20 protein-coding genes are annotated in these 18602 nt (G+C 74.8%); 5 read left to right on the plus strand and 15 right to left on the minus strand.

Features of this window, described 5'->3' with window-relative positions; genetic code table 11:
- Positions 1 to 4: 4 nt before the first annotated feature.
- A complete protein-coding gene (locus tag EDF34_RS06145) occupies positions 5 to 700 on the minus strand; it encodes a demethylmenaquinone methyltransferase (protein ID WP_123370372.1) in 696 nt (231 codons plus the stop codon).
- 273 nt (positions 701 to 973) lie between these two features.
- On the opposite strand from EDF34_RS06145, the gene EDF34_RS06150 reads away from it, so the two are divergent.
- Positions 974 to 2293 carry an isochorismate synthase MenF gene (locus EDF34_RS06150; protein WP_123370373.1) on the plus strand — a complete coding sequence of 440 codons (1320 nt, stop codon included), beginning with the start codon at positions 974 to 976 and terminating at the stop codon, positions 2291 to 2293.
- A 241-nt stretch (positions 2294 to 2534) separates the two neighbouring features.
- On the opposite strand, the gene EDF34_RS06155 is transcribed toward EDF34_RS06150, so the two are convergent.
- The 5 genes from EDF34_RS06155 to EDF34_RS06175 all read right to left on the minus strand — a co-directional run bounded on the left by EDF34_RS06155 (position 2535) and on the right by EDF34_RS06175 (position 8017).
- The gene (locus EDF34_RS06155; RefSeq protein WP_123370374.1) at positions 2535 to 4268 is read right to left on the minus strand and encodes a S1C family serine protease; all 1734 of its coding nucleotides are present in this window, start codon (positions 4266 to 4268) and stop codon (positions 2535 to 2537) included.
- Positions 4269 to 4405: 137 nt separating this feature from the next.
- Positions 4406 to 6202, minus strand: a complete 1797-nt coding sequence (gene menD, locus EDF34_RS06160) for a 2-succinyl-5-enolpyruvyl-6-hydroxy-3-cyclohexene-1-carboxylic-acid synthase (protein ID WP_233575200.1) — start codon at positions 6200 to 6202, stop codon at positions 4406 to 4408.
- Positions 6202 to 7152 (minus strand): o-succinylbenzoate synthase, encoded by a 951-nt coding sequence (locus EDF34_RS06165; RefSeq protein WP_233575201.1) that lies wholly within the window; start codon positions 7150 to 7152, stop codon positions 6202 to 6204. The genes menD and EDF34_RS06165 overlap by 1 nt, the downstream gene beginning before the upstream one ends.
- Before the next feature lie 14 nt (positions 7153 to 7166).
- A complete protein-coding gene (locus tag EDF34_RS06170; RefSeq protein WP_123370376.1) occupies positions 7167 to 7694 on the minus strand; it encodes a TetR/AcrR family transcriptional regulator in 528 nt (175 codons plus the stop codon).
- Positions 7691 to 8017, minus strand: coding sequence for a multidrug efflux SMR transporter (locus EDF34_RS06175; protein ID WP_123370377.1), 327 nt, complete (start codon positions 8015 to 8017; stop codon positions 7691 to 7693). Before EDF34_RS06175 ends, EDF34_RS06170 begins: the two co-directional genes overlap by 4 nt.
- 83 nt (positions 8018 to 8100) lie before the next feature.
- On the opposite strand from EDF34_RS06175, the gene EDF34_RS06180 reads away from it, so the two are divergent.
- Complete coding sequence (locus tag EDF34_RS06180; RefSeq protein WP_123370378.1) at positions 8101 to 9069, plus strand: 1,4-dihydroxy-2-naphthoyl-CoA synthase; 969 nt, start codon at positions 8101 to 8103, stop codon at positions 9067 to 9069.
- 7 nt (positions 9070 to 9076) lie between these two features.
- Here EDF34_RS06180 and EDF34_RS17665 read toward each other — a convergent pair whose 3' ends face one another.
- Positions 9077 to 9238, minus strand: a complete 162-nt coding sequence (locus EDF34_RS17665) for a hypothetical protein (protein ID WP_199737645.1) — start codon at positions 9236 to 9238, stop codon at positions 9077 to 9079.
- A gap of 97 nt (positions 9239 to 9335) precedes the next feature.
- Entirely contained in the window at positions 9336 to 10406 is a 1071-nt protein-coding gene (locus tag EDF34_RS06190; RefSeq protein WP_123370380.1) for a DUF3048 domain-containing protein, read from the minus strand.
- A gap of 135 nt (positions 10407 to 10541) precedes the next feature.
- Here EDF34_RS06190 and menE point away from each other — a divergent pair, with 135 nt between their 5' ends.
- Positions 10542 to 11720 (plus strand): o-succinylbenzoate--CoA ligase, encoded by a 1179-nt coding sequence (menE, locus tag EDF34_RS06195; protein WP_123370381.1) that lies wholly within the window; start codon positions 10542 to 10544, stop codon positions 11718 to 11720.
- Positions 11717 to 12586, plus strand: a complete 870-nt coding sequence (locus EDF34_RS06200; RefSeq protein ID WP_123370382.1) for a 1,4-dihydroxy-2-naphthoate polyprenyltransferase — start codon at positions 11717 to 11719, stop codon at positions 12584 to 12586. The genes menE and EDF34_RS06200 overlap by 4 nt, the downstream gene beginning before the upstream one ends.
- Here EDF34_RS06200 and EDF34_RS06205 read toward each other — a convergent pair whose 3' ends face one another.
- A complete protein-coding gene (locus EDF34_RS06205) occupies positions 12587 to 12871 on the minus strand; it encodes a DUF4229 domain-containing protein (protein WP_123370716.1) in 285 nt (94 codons plus the stop codon).
- A 54-nt stretch (positions 12872 to 12925) separates the two neighbouring features.
- On the opposite strand from EDF34_RS06205, the gene EDF34_RS06210 reads away from it, so the two are divergent.
- Positions 12926 to 13237 carry a PLDc N-terminal domain-containing protein gene (locus tag EDF34_RS06210; protein WP_123370383.1) on the plus strand — a complete coding sequence of 104 codons (312 nt, stop codon included), beginning with the start codon at positions 12926 to 12928 and terminating at the stop codon, positions 13235 to 13237.
- An 18-nt stretch (positions 13238 to 13255) separates the two neighbouring features.
- On the opposite strand, the gene ccsB is transcribed toward EDF34_RS06210, so the two are convergent.
- From ccsB to EDF34_RS06240, 6 genes are read right to left on the minus strand one after another with little or no spacing between them, the layout of a single operon-like run.
- On the minus strand, positions 13256 to 14269 hold the full coding sequence (gene ccsB, locus EDF34_RS06215; protein ID WP_123370384.1) for a c-type cytochrome biogenesis protein CcsB: 1014 nt from the start codon (positions 14267 to 14269) through the stop codon (positions 13256 to 13258).
- Positions 14266 to 15927, minus strand: coding sequence for a cytochrome c biogenesis protein ResB (locus EDF34_RS06220; protein ID WP_123370385.1), 1662 nt, complete (start codon positions 15925 to 15927; stop codon positions 14266 to 14268). The genes ccsB and EDF34_RS06220 overlap by 4 nt, the downstream gene beginning before the upstream one ends.
- Position 15928: 1 nt before the next feature.
- Positions 15929 to 16729: a cytochrome c biogenesis CcdA family protein gene (locus tag EDF34_RS06225; protein ID WP_123370386.1), complete on the minus strand. Its 801-nt coding sequence runs from the start codon at positions 16727 to 16729 to the stop codon at positions 15929 to 15931.
- Positions 16726 to 17310: a TlpA family protein disulfide reductase gene (locus EDF34_RS06230; protein WP_370450030.1), complete on the minus strand. Its 585-nt coding sequence runs from the start codon at positions 17308 to 17310 to the stop codon at positions 16726 to 16728. The genes EDF34_RS06225 and EDF34_RS06230 overlap by 4 nt, the downstream gene beginning before the upstream one ends.
- The gene (locus EDF34_RS06235) at positions 17307 to 17957 is read right to left on the minus strand and encodes a histidine phosphatase family protein (protein ID WP_123370387.1); all 651 of its coding nucleotides are present in this window, start codon (positions 17955 to 17957) and stop codon (positions 17307 to 17309) included. The genes EDF34_RS06230 and EDF34_RS06235 overlap by 4 nt, the downstream gene beginning before the upstream one ends.
- A gap of 39 nt (positions 17958 to 17996) precedes the next feature.
- Positions 17997 to 18503, minus strand: coding sequence for a MarR family winged helix-turn-helix transcriptional regulator (locus EDF34_RS06240; protein ID WP_123370388.1), 507 nt, complete (start codon positions 18501 to 18503; stop codon positions 17997 to 17999).
- Positions 18504 to 18602 lie beyond the last annotated feature (99 nt).

The raw sequence follows: 18602 nt of genomic DNA on the forward strand, positions 1-18602 counted from the left end.
CGGCTCAGGCCGGCTTGGTGCCCCGGTGCAGGGCGACGATGCCGCCCGACAGGTTGCGGAACGCCACGTGCGCCCAGCCCGAGCGCTTGATGAGGAGGCCGAGCTCGCGCTGGTCGGGCCACTCGCGGATCGACTCGGCGAGGTACACGTACGCGTCGGGCTCCTTGGACACCGCGCGGGCGACCGGCGGCAGCGCGCGCATGAGGTAGCCGGTGTAGATCGCCCGGAACGGCTTGAACGTGGGCCGCGAGAACTCGCAGACCACCAGGCGGCCGCCGGGCTTGGTGACGCGCAGCAGCTCGGCCAGGGCGGCGGGGACGTCGGGCACGTTGCGCAGCCCGAACGACATGGTGACCGCGTCGAAGGACTCGTCGGCGAACGGCAGCCGCAGCGCGTCGCCCGCGACGAACGGCAGGTCCGGGCGCCGACGCTTGCCGACCCCGAGCATGCCCTCCGACAGGTCGCACGGCAGGACGTGGACGCCCTTGTCGGCCAGCGGCTCGGCCGAGGTGCCGGTGCCGGCCGCGAGGTCGAGCACCGTCTCGCCCGCCTGCGCGTCGAGCGCCGCGAGCGTCGCCTTGCGCCACTGGCGGTCCTGGCCGAGGGAGATGACGTCGTTCGTGCGGTCGTAGCGGTGCGCGACGGCGTCGAACATCGCTGCGACCTCGTGGGGGTCCTTGTCCAGGCTGGCGCGAGACATGCCCCCATCGTCGCAGGTCGCCGGCTCCTGCTCGAACTCCCCCGCTCCTGGTCCCCCGCACGCGCCTCCGAGGCTCGCGCCGGCGTCGAGCCCCTGGGTGTGCGGGTGGGTGTGCGGGTGGGTGTGCGACACGCCGCACCGGCCGCGGCACGTCGCACACCCACGCGCTCACCGCCCGGGGCGGATCGGGCTGTGGGAGGGCTGAGGAGGGGTGGTGCGTGTCACGGGGACGGGGCCGGTGCGGCGCGCGGAGCGGGCATACGCTGGTCGGTGATGAGCACGCTGACCTCCGCGGACGACGTGCCGCAGCCGCTCGTCGTCCGGACCGTCGCCCTCGACGGCCTCGGCACCGACGACGCAGCCACCCCCGACCCGGCCGACCTGCTCGGCCTGCTGCCCGCCGACGCCCCGCTGGCGTGGGTCCGGCGCGGCGACGGCCTGGTGGGCTGGGGCGAGGCGCTGCGCGTCGAGGTGGCCGGGCCGACGAGGTTCGCCGACGCCGAGCGCGCGTGGCGCGAGGTCCTGGCGCGCGCGATCGTGCGCGACGAGGTCCGGGTGCCCGGCACCGGGCCCGTGGCGTTCGGGTCGTTCGCGTTCGACGAGCACTCGGCGGTCGGCGGCGTCGTCGTCGTCCCGCGCGTCGTCGTCGGGCGGCGCGGCGGGCGCACCTGGCTGACCACGGTCACGACCGGCGCGCAGCTCGGCTCGGCACCGGCCCTGGCGGACGTCGTCGGCCCGCGCGTGCCCCCGAACGACCCGGGCGAGGTCGCCTACGCCGACGAGCACGCGGCCGACTGGCAGGACGTGGTCGCGCTCGGCATCGCGGCGGTCCGCGCCGGCGAGGTCGACAAGGTGGTCCTCGCGCGGGACGTCGAGGCCCGCACGGAGCGTCCGCTCGACGCCCGCTGGGTGCTCGACCGGCTCGCGGCGCAGTACCCGTCCTGCTGGACGTTCAGCGTCGACGGCATGCTGGGCGCGACGCCCGAGCTGCTGGTCCGCTCCGAGAAGGGCCTGGTCACCTCACGCGTGCTGGCCGGCACGATCCGCCGCACCGGCGACGACGCCGCGGACGTCGCCCGCGCCGCGATCCTGGCGCACTCCTCGAAGGACCTCGAGGAGCACGAGTACGCCGTCTCGTCGGTCGCGCACGCGCTCGAGCCGTTCTGCTCGTCGACCAACGTGCCCGACGTGCCCTTCGTCCTGCACCTGCCGAACGTCCTGCACCTCGCGTCCGACGTCACCGGGGTGCTGACTGGCACCGAGGGTGACCACCCCACGTCGCTCGCGCTCGCCGCCGCCCTGCACCCGACCGCCGCGGTGTGCGGCACGCCCACCCAGGCGGCGCGCGAGCTCATCGCGCGCGTCGAGGGCATGGACCGCGGCCGCTACGCCGGGCCCGTCGGCTGGTTCGGCGCCGACGGCGACGGCGAGTGGGGCATCGCCCTGCGCTCGGCACAGGTCGACCCCGACGACGCGCGCCGCGTGCGGCTCTTCGCGGGCTGCGGCATCGTCGCCGCGTCCGACCCGGCCGCGGAGCTGGCCGAGTCCGAGGCCAAGCTCGTTCCGATGCGCTTCGCCCTCTCGCGCGACTGACCGACCCCGGCCCGCCGTCGGCGGACGACCGTGCCCGCAGATGGCGCTCGCGCCCGTGCTGTCCTGGGGAGGACGGCACGGGCGCGAGGCGTCTCGGCCACCCGAGGGGACGCGGGGGCCGGGTGCGGTCCAGGGTGCGGACCGCGTGAGCGGCACGAGGGGTGCGTGCCGCTGGTCTGAGGTCGGCGGCCGGCGCGTCAGGGGGGATCGCGCCGGTCGCCGACCGGTTCTGGGGTGGGCGTCAGCCCTGACCGCCCTGGTCGCTGCTGCCATCCTGGCCGCTGCTGTCGCCCTGGTGCTCCTGGAACCACTTGTACAGCTGCTCCGGGGTGAGCGACCCGAGGTCCGAGCCGTCGCCGGGGGCCGACTGCGAGCCGTCGCCGGGGACCGTGCCCTGGTCCGAGCCGTCACCAGGCAGCGTGCCCTGGTCCGAGCCGTCGCCCGGCAGCGTGCCCTGGTCCGAGCCGTCGCCGGGGGTGGTCTGGTCGGGCGTGGTCTGCGACGAGGTGGTGTCCTCGCGCGTCGCCAGCGTCACCGTGACGTCGAGCGCCTTGCCGTCGCGGACGATCGTCAGCTTGGCGTCGTCGCCCGACGTGAGCGACCGGACGTACGCGGTGAGCGACTCGGCGCCGCCGACCGGCTTGTCGTTGATCGCGACGACGACGTCACCCTTGACGAGCTTGGCCGCGGCGGCCGGGGAGCCGTCGGAGACCGACTCGACGACAGCACCGGCGCGCGTCACGCCGTCGGCCGTGGCCGTGCCGTCGTTCAGCGTCACACCGAGGAACGCGTGCTTGGCGGTGCCGCTCGAGATGAGCTGGGCGGCGACGTTCTTGACGAGGTTCGACGGGATGGCGAAGCCGAGGCCGATGGAGCCCGACTCGCTCGACAGCGTCGCGATGGACGAGTTGATGCCGATGACGCGGCCCTGCGCGTCGAACAGCGGGCCACCCGAGTTGCCGGGGTTGACCGCGGCGTCCACCTGGATCGCGTTGGTGACGGTGCCCTCGCCGCCGTTCTCGCCCTGGGTCGAGACGGGGCGGTCGACGGCCGAGACGATGCCGGTCGTGACGGTGTTCGCCAGGCCGAGCGGGTTGCCGACGGCCATGACGGGCTCGCCGACGATGACGGCCGCCGAGTCGCCGATCGCCGCGGGAACGAGGCCGCTGGGCGCGTCGTCGAGCTTGATGACCGCGAGGTCCGTCGTCGGGTCCGTACCCACGACCGTGGCCTGCAGGATGCGGCCGTCGGTCAGCGTGACCGAGACCTTGCCCTGTGCGCCGGAGACGACGTGGTTGTTGGTGACGATGTGGCCGGAGTCGTCGATGATGACGCCCGAGCCCTGCGCGGTGCCGTCGGCGGTGGTGACGGTGATCGCGACGACGGAGGCCTGCACGGCCGCGGAGACCTTCTGCCAGTCCGGGTCGTCAGCGGTGGAGCCCGAGACCGGGACGGCGTCGTTCGACGACTGCCCGATGGTGGCCAGCGACGCGGCGGACGTGCCGCCGTTGTCGCCGTCGTCGTGCGTGATGCCGTAGACGGCGATGCCGGCGACGAGCGCGCCCACGGCGGCCGCGGACGTGATCGGGAACCAGACGCCGCGCTTCTTGGCGGGCGCCGGCGCGGTGGCGACGGCGGACTGCTGCTCGCCGAACCACGGGGTGGCCGGCTGCTGCGGCGCCTGCTGGGCGTACGGGGTGCCGGCGTAGGCGATGGGAGCCGTGTGAGCGGCGGGCGCGGCCTGCGCCTGGGGCGCGGCGGGCGCGGCCTGCGCGATGGGCGCGGTGTGCGCCTGCGCGGCGGCGCGGTCCGCTGCCTCGCGCTGGGCTGCCTCGCGCTGCGCGGCCTCGTAGAGCGCGCGCTGGTCGGCGGGCGCGGCGGGGTGCGGCGGGGTGAACGGGTTCGTGGGGTGCGCGACGGGCGGGATGGGCTGCGTCGGCGCCGCCTGCGGGTGCTCGTTCTCTGGCGTGGTCATGTGTGGCCTCCTCGGTATGACGACCACTCAACCCGGTCGCGCTGGAGGCAGCCTTCGTGGAACCTGGGAGTTCGCTGCGAGTTCTTCAGGTGCGGCTGTGCCGTCGGCCACAACCGTCATGGCCTGGGACTTCGTGCCTACTGCTCGGGGAGCCCTCGGACCGCCGCGGCCACGTCGGAGGCCAGCCGCTCCCCCAGGGCGCGGCGTCCGACGCGGTCGACGCGGACCTCGACGACGGACAGCCCCGGCCCGGGAGCCGCGAGCGCGGGCAGCAGACCCTCGACGTCGCCGACCCGGGTGTGCCGCACGCCGTAGCCCGCGCACAGCGCGGCGACGTCCGCCCCGTGGGGCGTGCCGAACACGCGCTCGAAGACGTCCGCGCGAGCGGGCTCGCCCGGCTCGAGCGTGGCGAAGATCGACCCCCCGTCGTCGTTCGCGACGACGATCTGCAGGTCGACGGCAGGCTCGAGCGGCCCGCGCAGCAGCCCGCCGACGTCGTGCAGGAACGTCAGGTCGCCCAGCAGCGCACGCACGCGGCGGCGCGGCACGCCGAGGGCGACCCCGACCGCGGTCGAGACGGTGCCGTCGATGCCCGCGAGCCCGCGGTTGGCGAGCACGGCCGGCGGCTCGGCCCAGCGCGCGACGAGGTCCAGGTCGCGCACCGAGCTCGAGGATCCGATGACGAGCACGTCGTCGGCGTGCGTCGCGGCCGCGACGGCCCGGGCGAGCGCCGGCCCGGTCACCCGCGCGCCGGCGCGCTTGCGGTGGCCGCGCTCGGGCGGGTCGAGCACCGCGTCGACCGCGCGGGCCGCGGCCGCGCCGGCCGCCTGCCAGGCCTCGAGCCAGCCCGCGGGCGACCCGAGGCGCCCGGTGCGCATCCGGCTCGGCGGCTCGAGGAGCACCTGGTCGGCGCCGCGGGCGGCGTCGGGCCAGGTCGCGCCGGTCGGGGCGATGACGACGACCTCGACGTCCGGGCGCGCGAGCAGCTGCTGCACCGGACGGGACAGCGTCGGGCGGCCGAGCACGACGACGCGGCGCACCCGGCCGCCCAGCCGCTCGTCGGCCAGCAGCAACCGGTACGCCGGGATCGCGTTCGGCCCACCGCGCGCGCCCGAGGACGGCTCGGCGAGCAGCGGCCACGCGTTGGCCTCCGCGAGGCGGCGCGCGCCCGGGCCCGCGCCGTCGCCCGCCACGAGGACCGTCGGGGTGCCGCCGAGCCGGCCACCTCGCACGGGCGCGCGCGACGGGTCGGGAGCGGGGATCGTCGCCACGGGGCGCGCGTCCACGTGCGCCAGGCCGGCCGTCGCGGGCTCGGGCCACGGCTCGTCCCCCGGCACGAGGGGCTCGCGGTAGCAGAGGTTGAGGTGCACCGGACCGGGCGCACCCGTGCGCGCCCCGGTCGCCGCGGCGACGGCACGGACCGCGAGCGCGCGGGTGTCGCGCGCCTCGTCGGGCCGGCCGGCCGGGGCGGGGACGTCGACCACGAGCCGGACGGCGCCGGCGAAGATGCCGACCTGCTCGGTGGTCTGGTTGGCCTCGGTCCCGCGCAGCTCGTGCGGGCGGTCGGCCGTGAGCAGCAGCAGCGGCACACCGCTGTGGTGGGCCTCGAGGACGGCGGGGTGCAGGTTGGCGACCGCGGTGCCCGAGGTGGTGACGACCGCGACCGGGCGGGGCGCGTCCGCCAGCGCGTGCGCGCGGGCCAGGCCGAGCGCGACGAAGCCGGCCGAGCGCTCGTCGACGCGCACGTGCAGGTTGAGAGCGGGGGCGCCGGCCGGGCGCTCGGCCTCGGGGCGGGCGGCGTCCGCGAGCGCGTACGCGAGCGGCGCGCTGCGCGAGCCCGGGGCGAGGACGACGTCCTGCACGCCGAGCGCGGCGAGCGCCTGGAGCAGCACGCGCGCCGCCGTCGTCGCGGGATGCGTGGTCACGCCCGCCATCATGCCTGGTCGGCGCCGTGCCGCTCGACCTCGCGGAGGCGCTCGGCCCAGCGCCCGGTCAGCGACGGGCCCGCCGTCGCGCGCTCGAGCAGCGTCGGGTCCGGAACGGGCCGCCGCACCTCGAGCGCACCGTCGACGGGCAGCAGGGGGTCGACGACGACGTCGGACGTCAGCAGCTGCGCGGTCGCGAGACCGCACGCGTAGGGCAGCTCGGGCAGCGCAGCCGCGAGCGCGACGCCGGCCGCCAGCCCGACCGACGTCTCGAGCGCCGACGAGACGACCACGGGCAGCCCGATCCGCTCCGCGAGCTCGAGGCAGGCGCGCACTCCGCCGAGCGGCTGCACCTTGAGCACGACGACGTCGGCCGCCTCGGCCCGCGCCACGGCCAGGGGGTCCGACGCCCGGCGGATGGACTCGTCCGCGGCGATCGGCACGTGCGTGCGCCGGCGCAGGCGGGCCAGGTCGTCGACCGTCGGGACGGGCTGCTCGGCGTACTCCAAGCCGCCCGCCGCGCGGTCGAGCGCGGCCAGGCGGGCGACCGCCGTCTCCAGGTCCCAGGCCGCGTTGGCATCCACCCGGATGGCGCCGTCGGGCCCGATCGCGTCCCGGACGGCCTCCAGGCGCGCGATCTCGTCGGCCAGCGACTGCCCCGGCTCGGCGACCTTGACCTTCGCGGTCCGGCAGCCGCCGGAGCGCGTGACGATCGCGTGCGCCTGCTCGGGGCCGACAGCGGGGACCGTGACGTTCACCGGGATCCGGTCACGCAGCGCCGCGGGCCAGCCGACGTCGGCCGCCTCACGGGCGGCGCGCCACCAGGCGTGCGACTCGGCGGCGTCGTAGTCCCAGAACGGGCTGAACTCGGCCCAGCCCGCGTCGCCCCGGACCAGGACGCCGTCGCGGCGGAGCAGGCCGCGGAAGCGGGTCCGCAGGGCGATGTCGTACACGAGCACGGGGACCACCGTAGTCAGAGCGCCTGCGAGACCACACCGCGCACGTGCTCGCCGACGGGCCGTCCCTCGCTCAGCGCGGCGACGGCGGCACCGTCGACGAGCGCGACGAGCACCGCGGGCGGCCACGGCAGCCCGAGGCCGGCGATCGCCGCGTCGAGGTCCGCCCGACCCGCGGCGTAGGCGTGGGCGAGGGCCGGGAACGCACCGGCGCCGACGAGGTGCGCGTAGTGCCCCCGTACGTGCTGGGCGTCCCCGGCGGGCAGCACAGCCCGGACCAAGAGCTCGGCAGCCGGCGCGTCGGCGGCGTCGACCGTCGCCCGCGCGTGCGCCACCCAGGCCGCGGCGAGCGCCGCACCGGCGGCGGCCAGCAGCTCGTCCAGGTCGGCGAAGTAGTACGTCGTGGCGGACAGGGAGGCGCCCGCACGCGCCGCGACGGCCCGGTGGCTCACGCCTGCCGGGCCGCCCTCGAGCACGAGCGCGGCCGCGGCCTCCACCAGGTCGGCGCGGCGCTGCTCACCGCGGGCGCGGCGACCGTCCGTCATGCGTGCGCGCCACCCGACGCGTTCAGCCCGACCACGCCGGCGACGATGAGCCCGATCGAGACGACCTTGACCAGCGTCACGGGCTCGTCGAGGAACGTCATCGCGAGCACCGCGGTCGTGACGGCACCGATGCCCACCCACACGGAGTACGCCCCGCCGACGGGGAGCGTGCGCAGGGCGAACGCGAGCCCGGCCATGCTCGCGGCCAGCAGTACGCCGAACCCGACGCTCGGCCACAGGCGGGTGAACCCGTGCGACTCCTTGAGGCACAACGCCCAGCCCGCCTCGAGCAGACCCGACACCACCAGCACGACCCACGCCATCATGACCACCTCGGAACGGACGAAGCGCGGGCCGGGTGGCAGATCCGCCGTCCCCCGCACTTCTGGTACGAGCGTACCAGAAGATGCGCGCCAGTAGGCTGGCGCACGTGAACGCACCGCTGCCCGACCGCGTGTCCGAGACGTTCGACCCGACGCGGTGGCGCACCGTCGAGGGGTTCGAGGACCTCACGGACCTCACCTACCACCGCGGGTACGACCGCAGCGGCGACGGGCGCGACCTGCCCGTCGTCCGGGTCGCGTTCGACCGGCCCGAGGTCCGCAACGCCTTCCGGCCGCACACGGTCGACGAGCTCTACCGCGTGCTCGACCACGCGCGCATGACCTCGAGCGTGGGCACGGTGCTGCTCACGGGCAACGGGCCGAGCCCGCGTGACGGCGGCTGGGCGTTCTGCAGCGGCGGCGACCAGCGCATCCGCGGCCGCGACGGCTACCGGTACGCCGACGGCGAGACCGCCGAGGCCGTCGACCCCGCGCGCGCCGGCCGGCTGCACATCCTCGAGGTGCAACGGCTGATCCGGACCATGCCGAAGGTCGTCGTCGCTCTCGTCGGTGGCTGGGCGGCGGGCGGCGGGCACTCGCTGCACGTCGTCGCCGACCTGACGATCGCCTCGCGCGAGCACGCGCGGTTCATGCAGACCGACGCGAACGTCGGCTCCTTCGACGGCGGCTACGGCTCCGCGCTGCTCGCCCGGCAGGTCGGCCAGAAGCGGGCCCGCGAGATCTTCTTCCTGGCCCGCGAGTACTCGGCCGACGACGCGCTGGCCTGGGGTGCGGTCAACGACGTCGTGGCCCACGCCGAGCTCGAGGACGCCGGGCTCGAGTACGCGCGGATCATCGCCAGCAAGTCGCCGCAGGCCGTGCGCATGCTCAAGTTCGCCTTCAACCTGGCCGACGACGGGCTCGCCGGCCAGCAGGTGTTCGCCGGCGAGGCGACCCGCCTGGCCTACATGACCGACGAGGCGGTCGAGGGCCGGGACGCGTTCCTGCAGCGCCGCGAGCCCGACTGGTCGGGCTTCCCGTACGCCTACTGACGCGGGCTCAGGTGGTCGTGAACGACCAGATCACGACGTCGACCACCTGGGCGACCAGCACGGCGGCGCCCACCAGGAGCGCGACGAGGATCACCCCGGCGGTGACCACGGCACCCAGGGATGCCGTGTCGTGCTCGCGGAGGGGCTGGTGCGGGTGCGTCGTGGCCATGCGACCAGGCTCGCCCGCGGGCACGCCCGCCCACATCGGCCCGGGGTCGTGACGTCACGCGACCCGCGTCACCCCGCAGGCGCGGGACCCTCCTCCCTCAGGAGGAGATCGTCACCGTGCCGTCCTCCTTGGGGACGAGCTCGACCCAGGTGTTGCCGGGCGCCAGGAGAGCGGGCTCGCCGTCGGCCGTGAACAGCCGCAGCGGCTTGTCCTTGGCCTCCTTCTTCCAGGTCACCGCGATCGACTTCCCGCCGGTCGCGACGAAGCCCTTGCCGGAGCCGACCAGGTCGTAGGTCGGCACCGGCGCACCGCCCTGCGCGTTGAAGCCCGAGTCCGGGTGGCGCGCGATGACGGTGACGACGTTGACGGCCGAGAGCTGCTTGCCGCTGCGGGCCATCGCCTTCGCGGAGCCCTCGTTGCGCTTCCAGGTGCCGGACCCCTTGTCCCAGTCCCACGAGGGGTTGGCGGCCGCGGAGAGGCGGTAGGTGAGCGTGGAGGCGGCCTTGCCGCCGGCGACGGCCGCCGCCGCGTCGGCGTCACGGGCGAACAGGAACTGCTGCCCCGGCGCGTCCTGGTGCGTCGTGTTGGCGGACTTCCAGAACGTCTTGGGCGTGCCGTAGACGTTGTGCGGCGCCGCCCGGTCCTGGGTGCGGTACATCCCCGCAGCGCCGGCGTCGTGGCTCAGCGGCTGGATGCCGTTCTTCGCGATCAGCGGGAGGATCCCCCGCTGCCCGCCGGAGAAGGCCAGCAGGCCGTGCATCGGGGACAGGATGATCGGGTCCATCGGGCGGACCGAGCGGATGGGGCCGACCTCGTCGGGCACCTGGGACTGGAACACCGCGATGAACCGCGAGACCTGGAACTCGACGACCGTCTCCCAGACGATGTCCGCCTGGTCGAGGCCCGTCTGCGGGCGGGCCTGCGACGTGTTCTCGATCTTGACGGCGAGCGCGGCCCGGTCGACCGGCTTCCCCGCGACGCCGGTCAGCGGCCAGACGGGCTCGACCGACGGCGTGGGCGCGGGCGTCTTGTCGGCCGTGATCGTCGGGCCCACCGTGACCGGAGCCGGGGTGGTCGGCGCGGGGTCGGGCGACCCGCTGCACGCCGCGAGCGCGAGCGCGAGGCTGCTCACCGTCGCCGTGGCCAGCCAGCCGGACTTCGTCGTCATCTGCACTCCCCTGGGGTTCCGCACGGGGACAAGGCTGACATACCCCGGGCGTCGCCAGCGCGCGCCCACGCCGCAGCCGACGGCCGCGTGACGACTCTGACGGCGCCGGCCCGCCCCGGGACCTAGTCTGGTCGCGTGAACCGGCCGCTGCGTGCTCTCCCCGCGCGGCCCGACCTCCTCCTCGACGCGCTCGCCGCGGCCCTCGACGGGACCGGGCCGGCCGTGGCGCCCGACGCGTCCGGAGCGGGTGCCGGAGCGGGTGCCGGAGCGGGTGCCGGGGCGGGTCCCGGTGCCGGTCCCGATGCAGCCGAGGTCCCCGACGACGTCGCCCTCGTCGTCCGCACCTCCGGCTCCACCGGCGAGCCGCGCGGCGTCATGCTCGGAGCGACCGCGCTGCGGGCCTCGGCCGCCGCGACCGCCGGGCGCCTGCGCGGCCCGGGCCGCTGGCTGCTCGCGCTGCCGGCCCAGCACGTCGCCGGGGTCCAGGTCCTGGTCCGGTCGGTGCTCGCGGGCACCACGCCCGTCGTGATGGGTCCCGGCCCGTTCCGGCCCGACGGGTTCGTCGCCGCGACCGCGCGGCTGGGCCCGGGTACCCGGTACACCTCGCTGGTCCCCACCCAGCTCGTCCGGCTGCTCGACGACCCGGCAGCCACCGAGGCGCTGGCGTCCTACGACGCCGTGCTGCTCGGCGGTGCCGCGACGGCGACAGCGGTGCTCGACGACGCCCGCGCGCGCGGCGTCCGGGTCGTGACGACCTACGGCATGTCCGAGACCTGCGGCGGGTGCGTCTACGACGGGGTCCCGCTCGAGGGCGTGCACGTCACCGTCGAGGACGGCCTCGTCTCGCTCGCGGGTCCCGTGCTGGCCACGGGCTACCTCGGGCGGCCCGACCTCGACGCGCAGGCGTTCGTCGTGACCGACGGCGTGCGACGGCTGCGCACGGCGGACGTCGGCCGGATCGACGACGGCGTGCTGACCCTGCTCGGCCGGGCCGACGACGTCATCATCACCGGCGGCACCAACGTCGCGCCCGCGGCCGTCGAGGACGTCGTGGCGGGCCTGGCGGGCGTCGCGGAGGTCTGCGTCGTCGGGGTGCCCGACGAGCAGTGGGGCCGGCTCGTCGTCGCCGCGGTCGTGCCCGCCGGCGACCCGCCCACGCTCGACGAGGTCCGCGCCGCCGTCACCGCCCGCCTGGGCGCCCCGGCCGCGCCGCGGCGCCTCGTCGTCCTCGACTCCCTGCCCCTGCGCGGCCCCGGCAAGCCCGACCGTCGCGCCCTGACCGCAGCACTCACCGACCGGAGGACCACCACGTGACGTCAACCCAGGACTGGGTCGCCGGCGCGCGCCTGCGCACCCTGCCCGCAGCCGCCGCCCCCGTCCTCGTCGGCACGGGCGCCGCCGCCGAGCTCGGCTCCGCCCACCTGGGACGGGCCGCGCTGGCGCTGGGCGTCGCGCTCGCGCTGCAGGTCGGCGTGAACTACGCCAACGACTACTCCGACGGCATCCGCGGCACCGACCTCGACCGCGTCGGCCCGATGCGCCTGACGGCCTCGGGAGCCGCCGAGCCGAAGGCGGTCCGCAACGCGGCCTTCGCGGCGTTCGGCGTCGCGGCGCTGCTCGGCCTGTGGCTCGTCGTCCTGTCCGGCGCGTGGTGGCTGCTCGCGGTCGGCGTGCTCGCGATCGCCGCGGCGTGGTTCTACACGGGCGGCAAGACCCCGTACGGGTACCTGGGCCTCGGCGAGGTCGGCGTCTTCGTCTTCTTCGGCCTCGTCGCGGTGCTGGGCACCACGTACACGCAGGCCGGCGAGCTGTCCTGGGCCGCGTGGGTGGGGGCTGTGGCGGTGGGCCTGCTCGCGTGCGCGCTGCTCATGGTCAACAACCTGCGCGACGTCCCGACGGACGCGCTCGTCGGCAAGCGGACCGTGGCCGTCCGGCTCGGCGAGCACCGCGCCCGGCGCGCCTACGCGGCGCTCGTGATCGTGCCCGTGCTCCTCGGCACGGTCTGCGCGTTCGCGAACCCGTGGGCCGTCATCGTGCTCGCGCTGCTCGCACCGGCGATCGTGCTGGCCGTCGCCGTCCTGGTCGGCGCCCGCGGCCGGGCCCTGATCCCCGTGCTGGCCGGGACCGGGCTGCTGGAGCTCGCGTTCGGCGTGCTGCTGGGGCTCGGCCTGGCTCTGTAGTCAGCCGGACTCGGCGTCGCGACGCGCGGCCTCGTCGATCGCGTCCTCGAGCTCGGCGTCCTGCTCGGTGTGCGTCGGCGCGCGGTCCGCGCGCTTCTCGGAGCGCGCCTGCACGTACGCGGCGGCCCGCTCGCGCTGCCTGCCGAGCAGCACGTAGCTGAGCAGCCAGCCGATCACCAGGCCCGCGACGGGGGCCAGCCACGAGTGCATGCCGGCCCACCAGATCCCCGCCGTCGCGACGGCGAACAGGGCGAGGCGCAGCAGGGTGTAGGTCACGACGGGCACGCCTCCAGGGTAGGTCAGGAGGGGACCCCAGCCGAACCGCACTAACCTGGGCCCATGCGCTACCTCGGCACCCTGCTGGTCATCGGACTCGTCGTCTACTGCGTGATCGACATCGTGCGCAGCGAGTCCTCCGAGCGGCTCGGCGTCCCCCGCGCGCTGTGGGTGCTGCTCGTGGTGCTCATCCCGGTGCTGGGCTCGGTCGTGTGGATCGCGGTGAGCTGGACCCACCGCACCACGCACGGCACGGCGACGACCCGTCGCGTCAGCCGAGGGCCCTCGGCGCCCGACGACGACCCGGAGTTCCTCTGGAAGCTCGACGAGGAGCGGCGCCGGAACAACCCGCCCAAGGACGAGCCCGCGCCGTAGCCCGTCAGGACCGACCGGTCAGAGCCCCGAGTACGAGTGCTTGCCGGTCACCACGAGGTTGACCACGGTGAAGTTGGCCAGCACCACGGCGTAGCCGACGAACACGAAGTACACCGCCCGACGACCGCTCCAGCCGCGCGTCGTGCGCGCGTGCAGGTAGGCGGCGTAGACGACCCAGGCGACGAACGTGCCGATCTCCTTGGGGTCCCAGCCCCAGTAGCGGCCCCACGCGTGCTCGGCCCAGATGGCGCCGCCGATGAGCGTGAAGGTCCACAGCACGAAACCGACCGCGTTGAGGCGGAACGCCATCGCCTCGAGGCGACGCGCGTCCGGCACCTGCTCGAGCCACGCGAACCGCGGTCCGGTGACGGCCCAGCCGGCCAGCGACGAGCGCAGGCCGCCGGCCTTCACGGACGGGCCGACGAGGTGCGAGTGGTCGTTCTCGCGCCCGTCGCGCAGCACCTGCAGCACCGAGGCGGCGAACGCCACGGTGAAGATGCCGGTCGCGGTGATCGCGACGCCCACGTGGATGATCAGCCAGTAGCTCTGCAGCGCCGGCTGGACGGCCTCGGCCTGGATGTAGAACTTCAGCAGCGCGAGGGCCAGGGACAGCACGGCCATGCCGAGCACGATGACGCTGATGAACGGGATGATCCGGCGCCGCTGCATGATCGCGAGCACGAGGGTCGCGACGAACACGCCCACGAGCGTGAACTCGTACATGTTGGCGGTGGGCCAGCGGCCCGCCGCGATGCCCCGGGTGACGATGCCGGCGAACAGCAGCGCGACGCCCAGGTAGTGCGTGGAGCGGGCGATGCCCTCGGCGCGCAGCGAGCGGCTCGGCGCGGCCTCGTCGGCCGACCCGGCGACGGCGCTGACCGGGCCGCCCACAGTGACGGGCACGGCGGCCGGGGCGCGGCGCGTGGCCTGCTCGGCGATGCGCGCCATGTCCACGGTGTAGGCGATCAGCGCGACCGTGAACGTCGTCGCCGCCGCCCAGACCAGGAGGGTGCTCAGGTCACCGGTGTTCATGGCGTCTCCTGCGTCGTGGCGGGCTTGTCTGGCGTGTTCTCAGGATCGTCGGGCAGCGTCGCGGCCAGGATCCTGTCGAGCTCGGGCTGGAGGCCCACGTCGTCGCCGCGCGCCAGTCCAGCGGCGGTCACCACTGTACGACCGCCGTCGCTCGCGGCGCGTACCCAGATGCGGCGGCGCGGGGCGAACAGCGAGGTGGCGAGGCCGAGGAAGGCCAGCACCGCGAACACGAGCACGAAGGTGAGCGACGGGTCGTACCGCAGGTCGAGCGCGACGAACCGCGGGAGCCCCTTGAACGTCAGGGTCCCCAGCCCGTCGGGCAGGTCGACCGTCTCGCCGAGCTTGACGTAGAGCGTCACGGGATCGCCGTTCGCGTCGACCGACTGCTTCATGCGGGACTCGTCGAGCTCGTAGACGTTCTGCGGGACGCCGGTGTCGAGGCCGAGGTTGCCGTGCCACACGGTCAGCACCAGCAGCGGGTTGCCGGGCTGCGGGTAGATCGACTGCCACGTCGTGTCGTCGACCTGCCGCGCGGTGGGCAGCAGGTACCCGACGATGCCGATCTGGTCCTGGTCGCCGGAGACGCTCGGCACCTTGACCACGCCGCGCGAGGTGTACTGCGGGTTCTGCGGCAGGAACGGGGTCTCGCCGCCGCCCGCGACCTTGCCGGACGCGTCGCGCACCTCGATGTCGGGCGCGTACCCGTTGCCCTGCAGGTAGACCTTCGCACCGTCGACGTCGAGCGGGTGGTTGACCTTGATCGTCTTCTTCACCGGGTCCTTGCCGGGCTCGGCGAGCGTGACGTGCGCGGTGAAGTCGCGCGGGTGGAGCGTCGTGGGGTCGAACCGGGACTCGAAGTCGTCGAGCTGCATGGTGAACGGCTCGAGCGTCTCCGGGTCGAACGCCGTGCCCTGCTCGAACGTGTCGTACTTGACCACGGAGTTGGCGAAGCCGTTGCCCTGCACCACGATCGCCTGGCCGCGGTAGTGCAGCAGCTGGCCGGTCGCCACGGAGATCAGCAGGCCGACGAGGGCCAGGTGGAACAGCAGGTTCCCGCTCTCGCGCAGGTAGCCGCGCTCCCCCGAGACCGACCAGGTGCCGCTGCCCTCGTCGCGCACGTCGACGCGGTACCGGGGCCACAGCGGCAGCCACGGCCGGCGCAGCACCGCCGCCGCGGCGCGGACCACCGTCTCGGGCTCGTCGGACGAGACGCCCTCGCCCTGCGCGGGGAAACGCGTGAAGCGGCGCGGCGTGCGCGGCGGGCGGCCACGCATCGCCGTGAAGTGCACCTTGGTGCGCGGCAGGATGCAGCCGACGAGCGAGACGAACAGCAGGATGTAGATCGCCGAGAACCACACCGACGCGTAGACGTCGAAGAACCCGAGCCGGTCGAGCCACGGACCGCTGGTCGCGTGGTCGGCGAGGTAGGTCGCGACCTTCGTCTCATCCTGCGCGCGCTGCGGGAACATCGTCCCGGGCACCGCAGCGACCGCGAGCAGCATGAGCAGCAGGAGCGCCACGCGCATGCTCGTCAGCTGGCGCCACATCCAGCGCAGCCAGCCCACGAACCCGATGGAGGGCACCGCGACGGGCGCGTCCGGGGTGTCGGACTCCGCGCTGAACGTGTCCTCGAGCCCCTCGGGGCGGTAGCGCACCACGTCACACCACCGTCGTGAAGGCGTCGTCGCCGGTCAGCAGGCCCTGCAGCCAGGAGGCCCACTCGCCCCACACGCCCGTGACGAGCGCGAGGCCGATGACGACGAGCATGCCGCCGCCGATCCGCATGATGGCCAACCGGTGGCGGCGCAGGAATCCGAGCGCGCGCGTCGAGGACTCGAACCCGAACGCGACCAGCAGGAACGGCAGCCCCAGGCCGAGGCAGAACATGACCGACAGCAGCGCCCCACGCCACGGCGTCCCGCCGTCGAGCGACAGCGCGAAGATCGCGGTGAGCGTCGGGCCGATGCACGGCACCCAGCCCAGGCCGAACGTCAGCCCGAGCAGCGGCGCACCCCACAGCCCGGCGCGCGGCGCGAGGTGCACGCGGCGCTCGTTCTGCAGGAACGGGATCAGGCCGATGAACGCGAGGCCCATGACGATCACGACGACGCCCATGACGCGCGTGATGGGGTCCTGGTAGCGCGAGAGCCAGCCGCCGAGCGAGCCGGCGAGCACCCCGAAGGCGACGAACACGACCGTGAAGCCGGCGACGAAGAGGGAGACGCCGAGGAGCACGCGCGAGCGCGCGGGGGCGACGCGAGTCGTCGTCGTCCCGCGCTCCGCGAGACTCTCCGCCGAGCCGGACATGCCGCCGAGATACCCGAGGTAGCCCGGAACCAGCGGCAGCACGCACGGCGAGGCGAAGGACACCAGGCCGGCGATCACCGCGACCGGGATCGCGAGCAGCAGCGTGCCGGAGGTGGTGGTCGATGCGAACCAGTCGCCGGCGCCGGCGATCACGAACCCTCCGCGAGCGCGTCGTCGACGACCCCGCGCAGGGTGGAGGCGTCGGCGATGCCGAGCACGCGCGCCGCGACCTTGCCCTCGCGGTCGAGGACGACGGTCGTCGGGACGGCGTTGATCGGGACGACGCCCTGCAGCGCGGCCACGCCGGCGCCGGTGCTGTCGTCGATGCTCGGGTAGGGCACGTCGAACTTGCGCTGGAACGCCTCCGCGTCCCCCGCGCCGTCCGTGCCGTTGAGCCCGATGACGTGCACGCCCTTGCCCGCGTAGTCGTTCGCGAGGTCGACGAGGTCCGGCGCCTCGGCGCGGCACGGCGGGCAGTTGGCGTACCAGGTGTTGACGACGACGACGTCGCCGAGCCAGTCCGCGACGTCCTGCTCCTTGCCGGCGAAGTCGGTCCCCGACAGCGCGACGGGGCCCTTGCGGTCACCGACCGGCCAGGTGGCGATCGCGCCGTCGCTCGAGACGTAGCCCTGGTTGCTCACGTCGTTCGACCCCTGGCCGTCGCCGCCGCTGCAGGCGCCGAGCAGGCCGACGACGAGCAGGGCTGCCGCCAGGGTCCGTGCGCGCACGTTCACGCCCCGGCCACCGTCGCGGCACCCGGCAGCAGGTGGGCCGCGGGCTCGGCGTAGCCGACGCCGACGAGGCGGTCGTCCTCGAAGGTCAGGCTGGTCAGGCTCGCCAGCGCGCACTGCCGCTTGCGGGGGTCGTGCCACAGGCGACGGTGCTCGACCGCGAGGCGCGTGACCCACACGGGGAGCTGGTGGCTGACCAGCACGACCTCGTGGCCGCGAGCGACGTCGCGGGCGGCGTTCACGGCGGCGAGCATGCGCTCGACCTGCTCGGTGTACGGCTCGCCCCAGGACGGGCGGAACGGGTTGCGCAGGTAGGGCCAGTGCTGTGGGTGGCGCAGCGAGCCGTCGCCGACCCCGAACTTCATGCCCTCGAAGTGGTTGCCCGCCTCGATCAGCCGTGGGTCGGTGCCGACCTCGAGCCCGAAGGCGGCGGCGATCGGGGCGGCGGTCTCCTGCGCGCGCTGGAGCGGCGAGGCGATGACGGCCACGACGTCGCGCGGCTGCCGCTCGTCGGCCAGGTGGGCGGCGACGACGCGGGCCATCTCCTGACCCCGCTCGGACAGGTGGTATCCCGGCAGACGCCCGTACAGGACGCCCTCGGGGTTGTGCACCTCACCGTGGCGCATCAGGTGGACGGTCGTGGCAACCATGCGGTCAGTCTCCCCTACGAGGCTGTGTGCGTGGTGCGCTCAGCACTCCGTCGCGGCGTGACACGGGCCACTGACGAGGTGCTCCCGCACGGCGGCCATCGCCTCGCCCAGCGCGCGGAACTGCTCCGGCGTGAGCACGTCGACCAGGTGCTCGCGCACCGACCGGACGTGCAGGGGCGCCGCGGCGACGAGCGTCGTCCAGCCCAGCTCCGTCATCGCGCAGTTCACCCCGCGGGCGTCCGCGCTGCACGCGGAGCGCTCGACGAGCCCGCGCTCCTCCATCCGCCGGATGGTGTGCGTGAGCCGGCTGCGCGAGTGCGCGAGGTCGTCGGCCAGCTCGGACATCCGCTGCGTGCGCGCGGGCGCCTCGGACAGCCGCACCAGCACCTCGTACTCGTGCGCGGACAGGCCGGAGTTCGAGTCGAGCTCGTGGGCGATCACGTCGAACAGCCGGATCGTGCCGTCGCGGAACGCGCGCCAGTCCTGCTGCTCGGCCTCGGTCAGCCACTTCACGTCGACTGGCGAGGTCGTCTCGGTCGTGCCCATGGTGTGGACCTCCGTCCGTCTGGTCTTGCGCTTCTGGTGCGAGTGTAGTACAAAGTTGAACTAACAGTTTGGTTGAGACTTCAACGATGCCTAGGAGGC

The organism is Cellulomonas sp. PhB150 (assembly GCF_003755175.1).
In the GTDB taxonomy this organism is placed as follows: domain Bacteria; phylum Actinomycetota; class Actinomycetes; order Actinomycetales; family Cellulomonadaceae; genus Cellulomonas.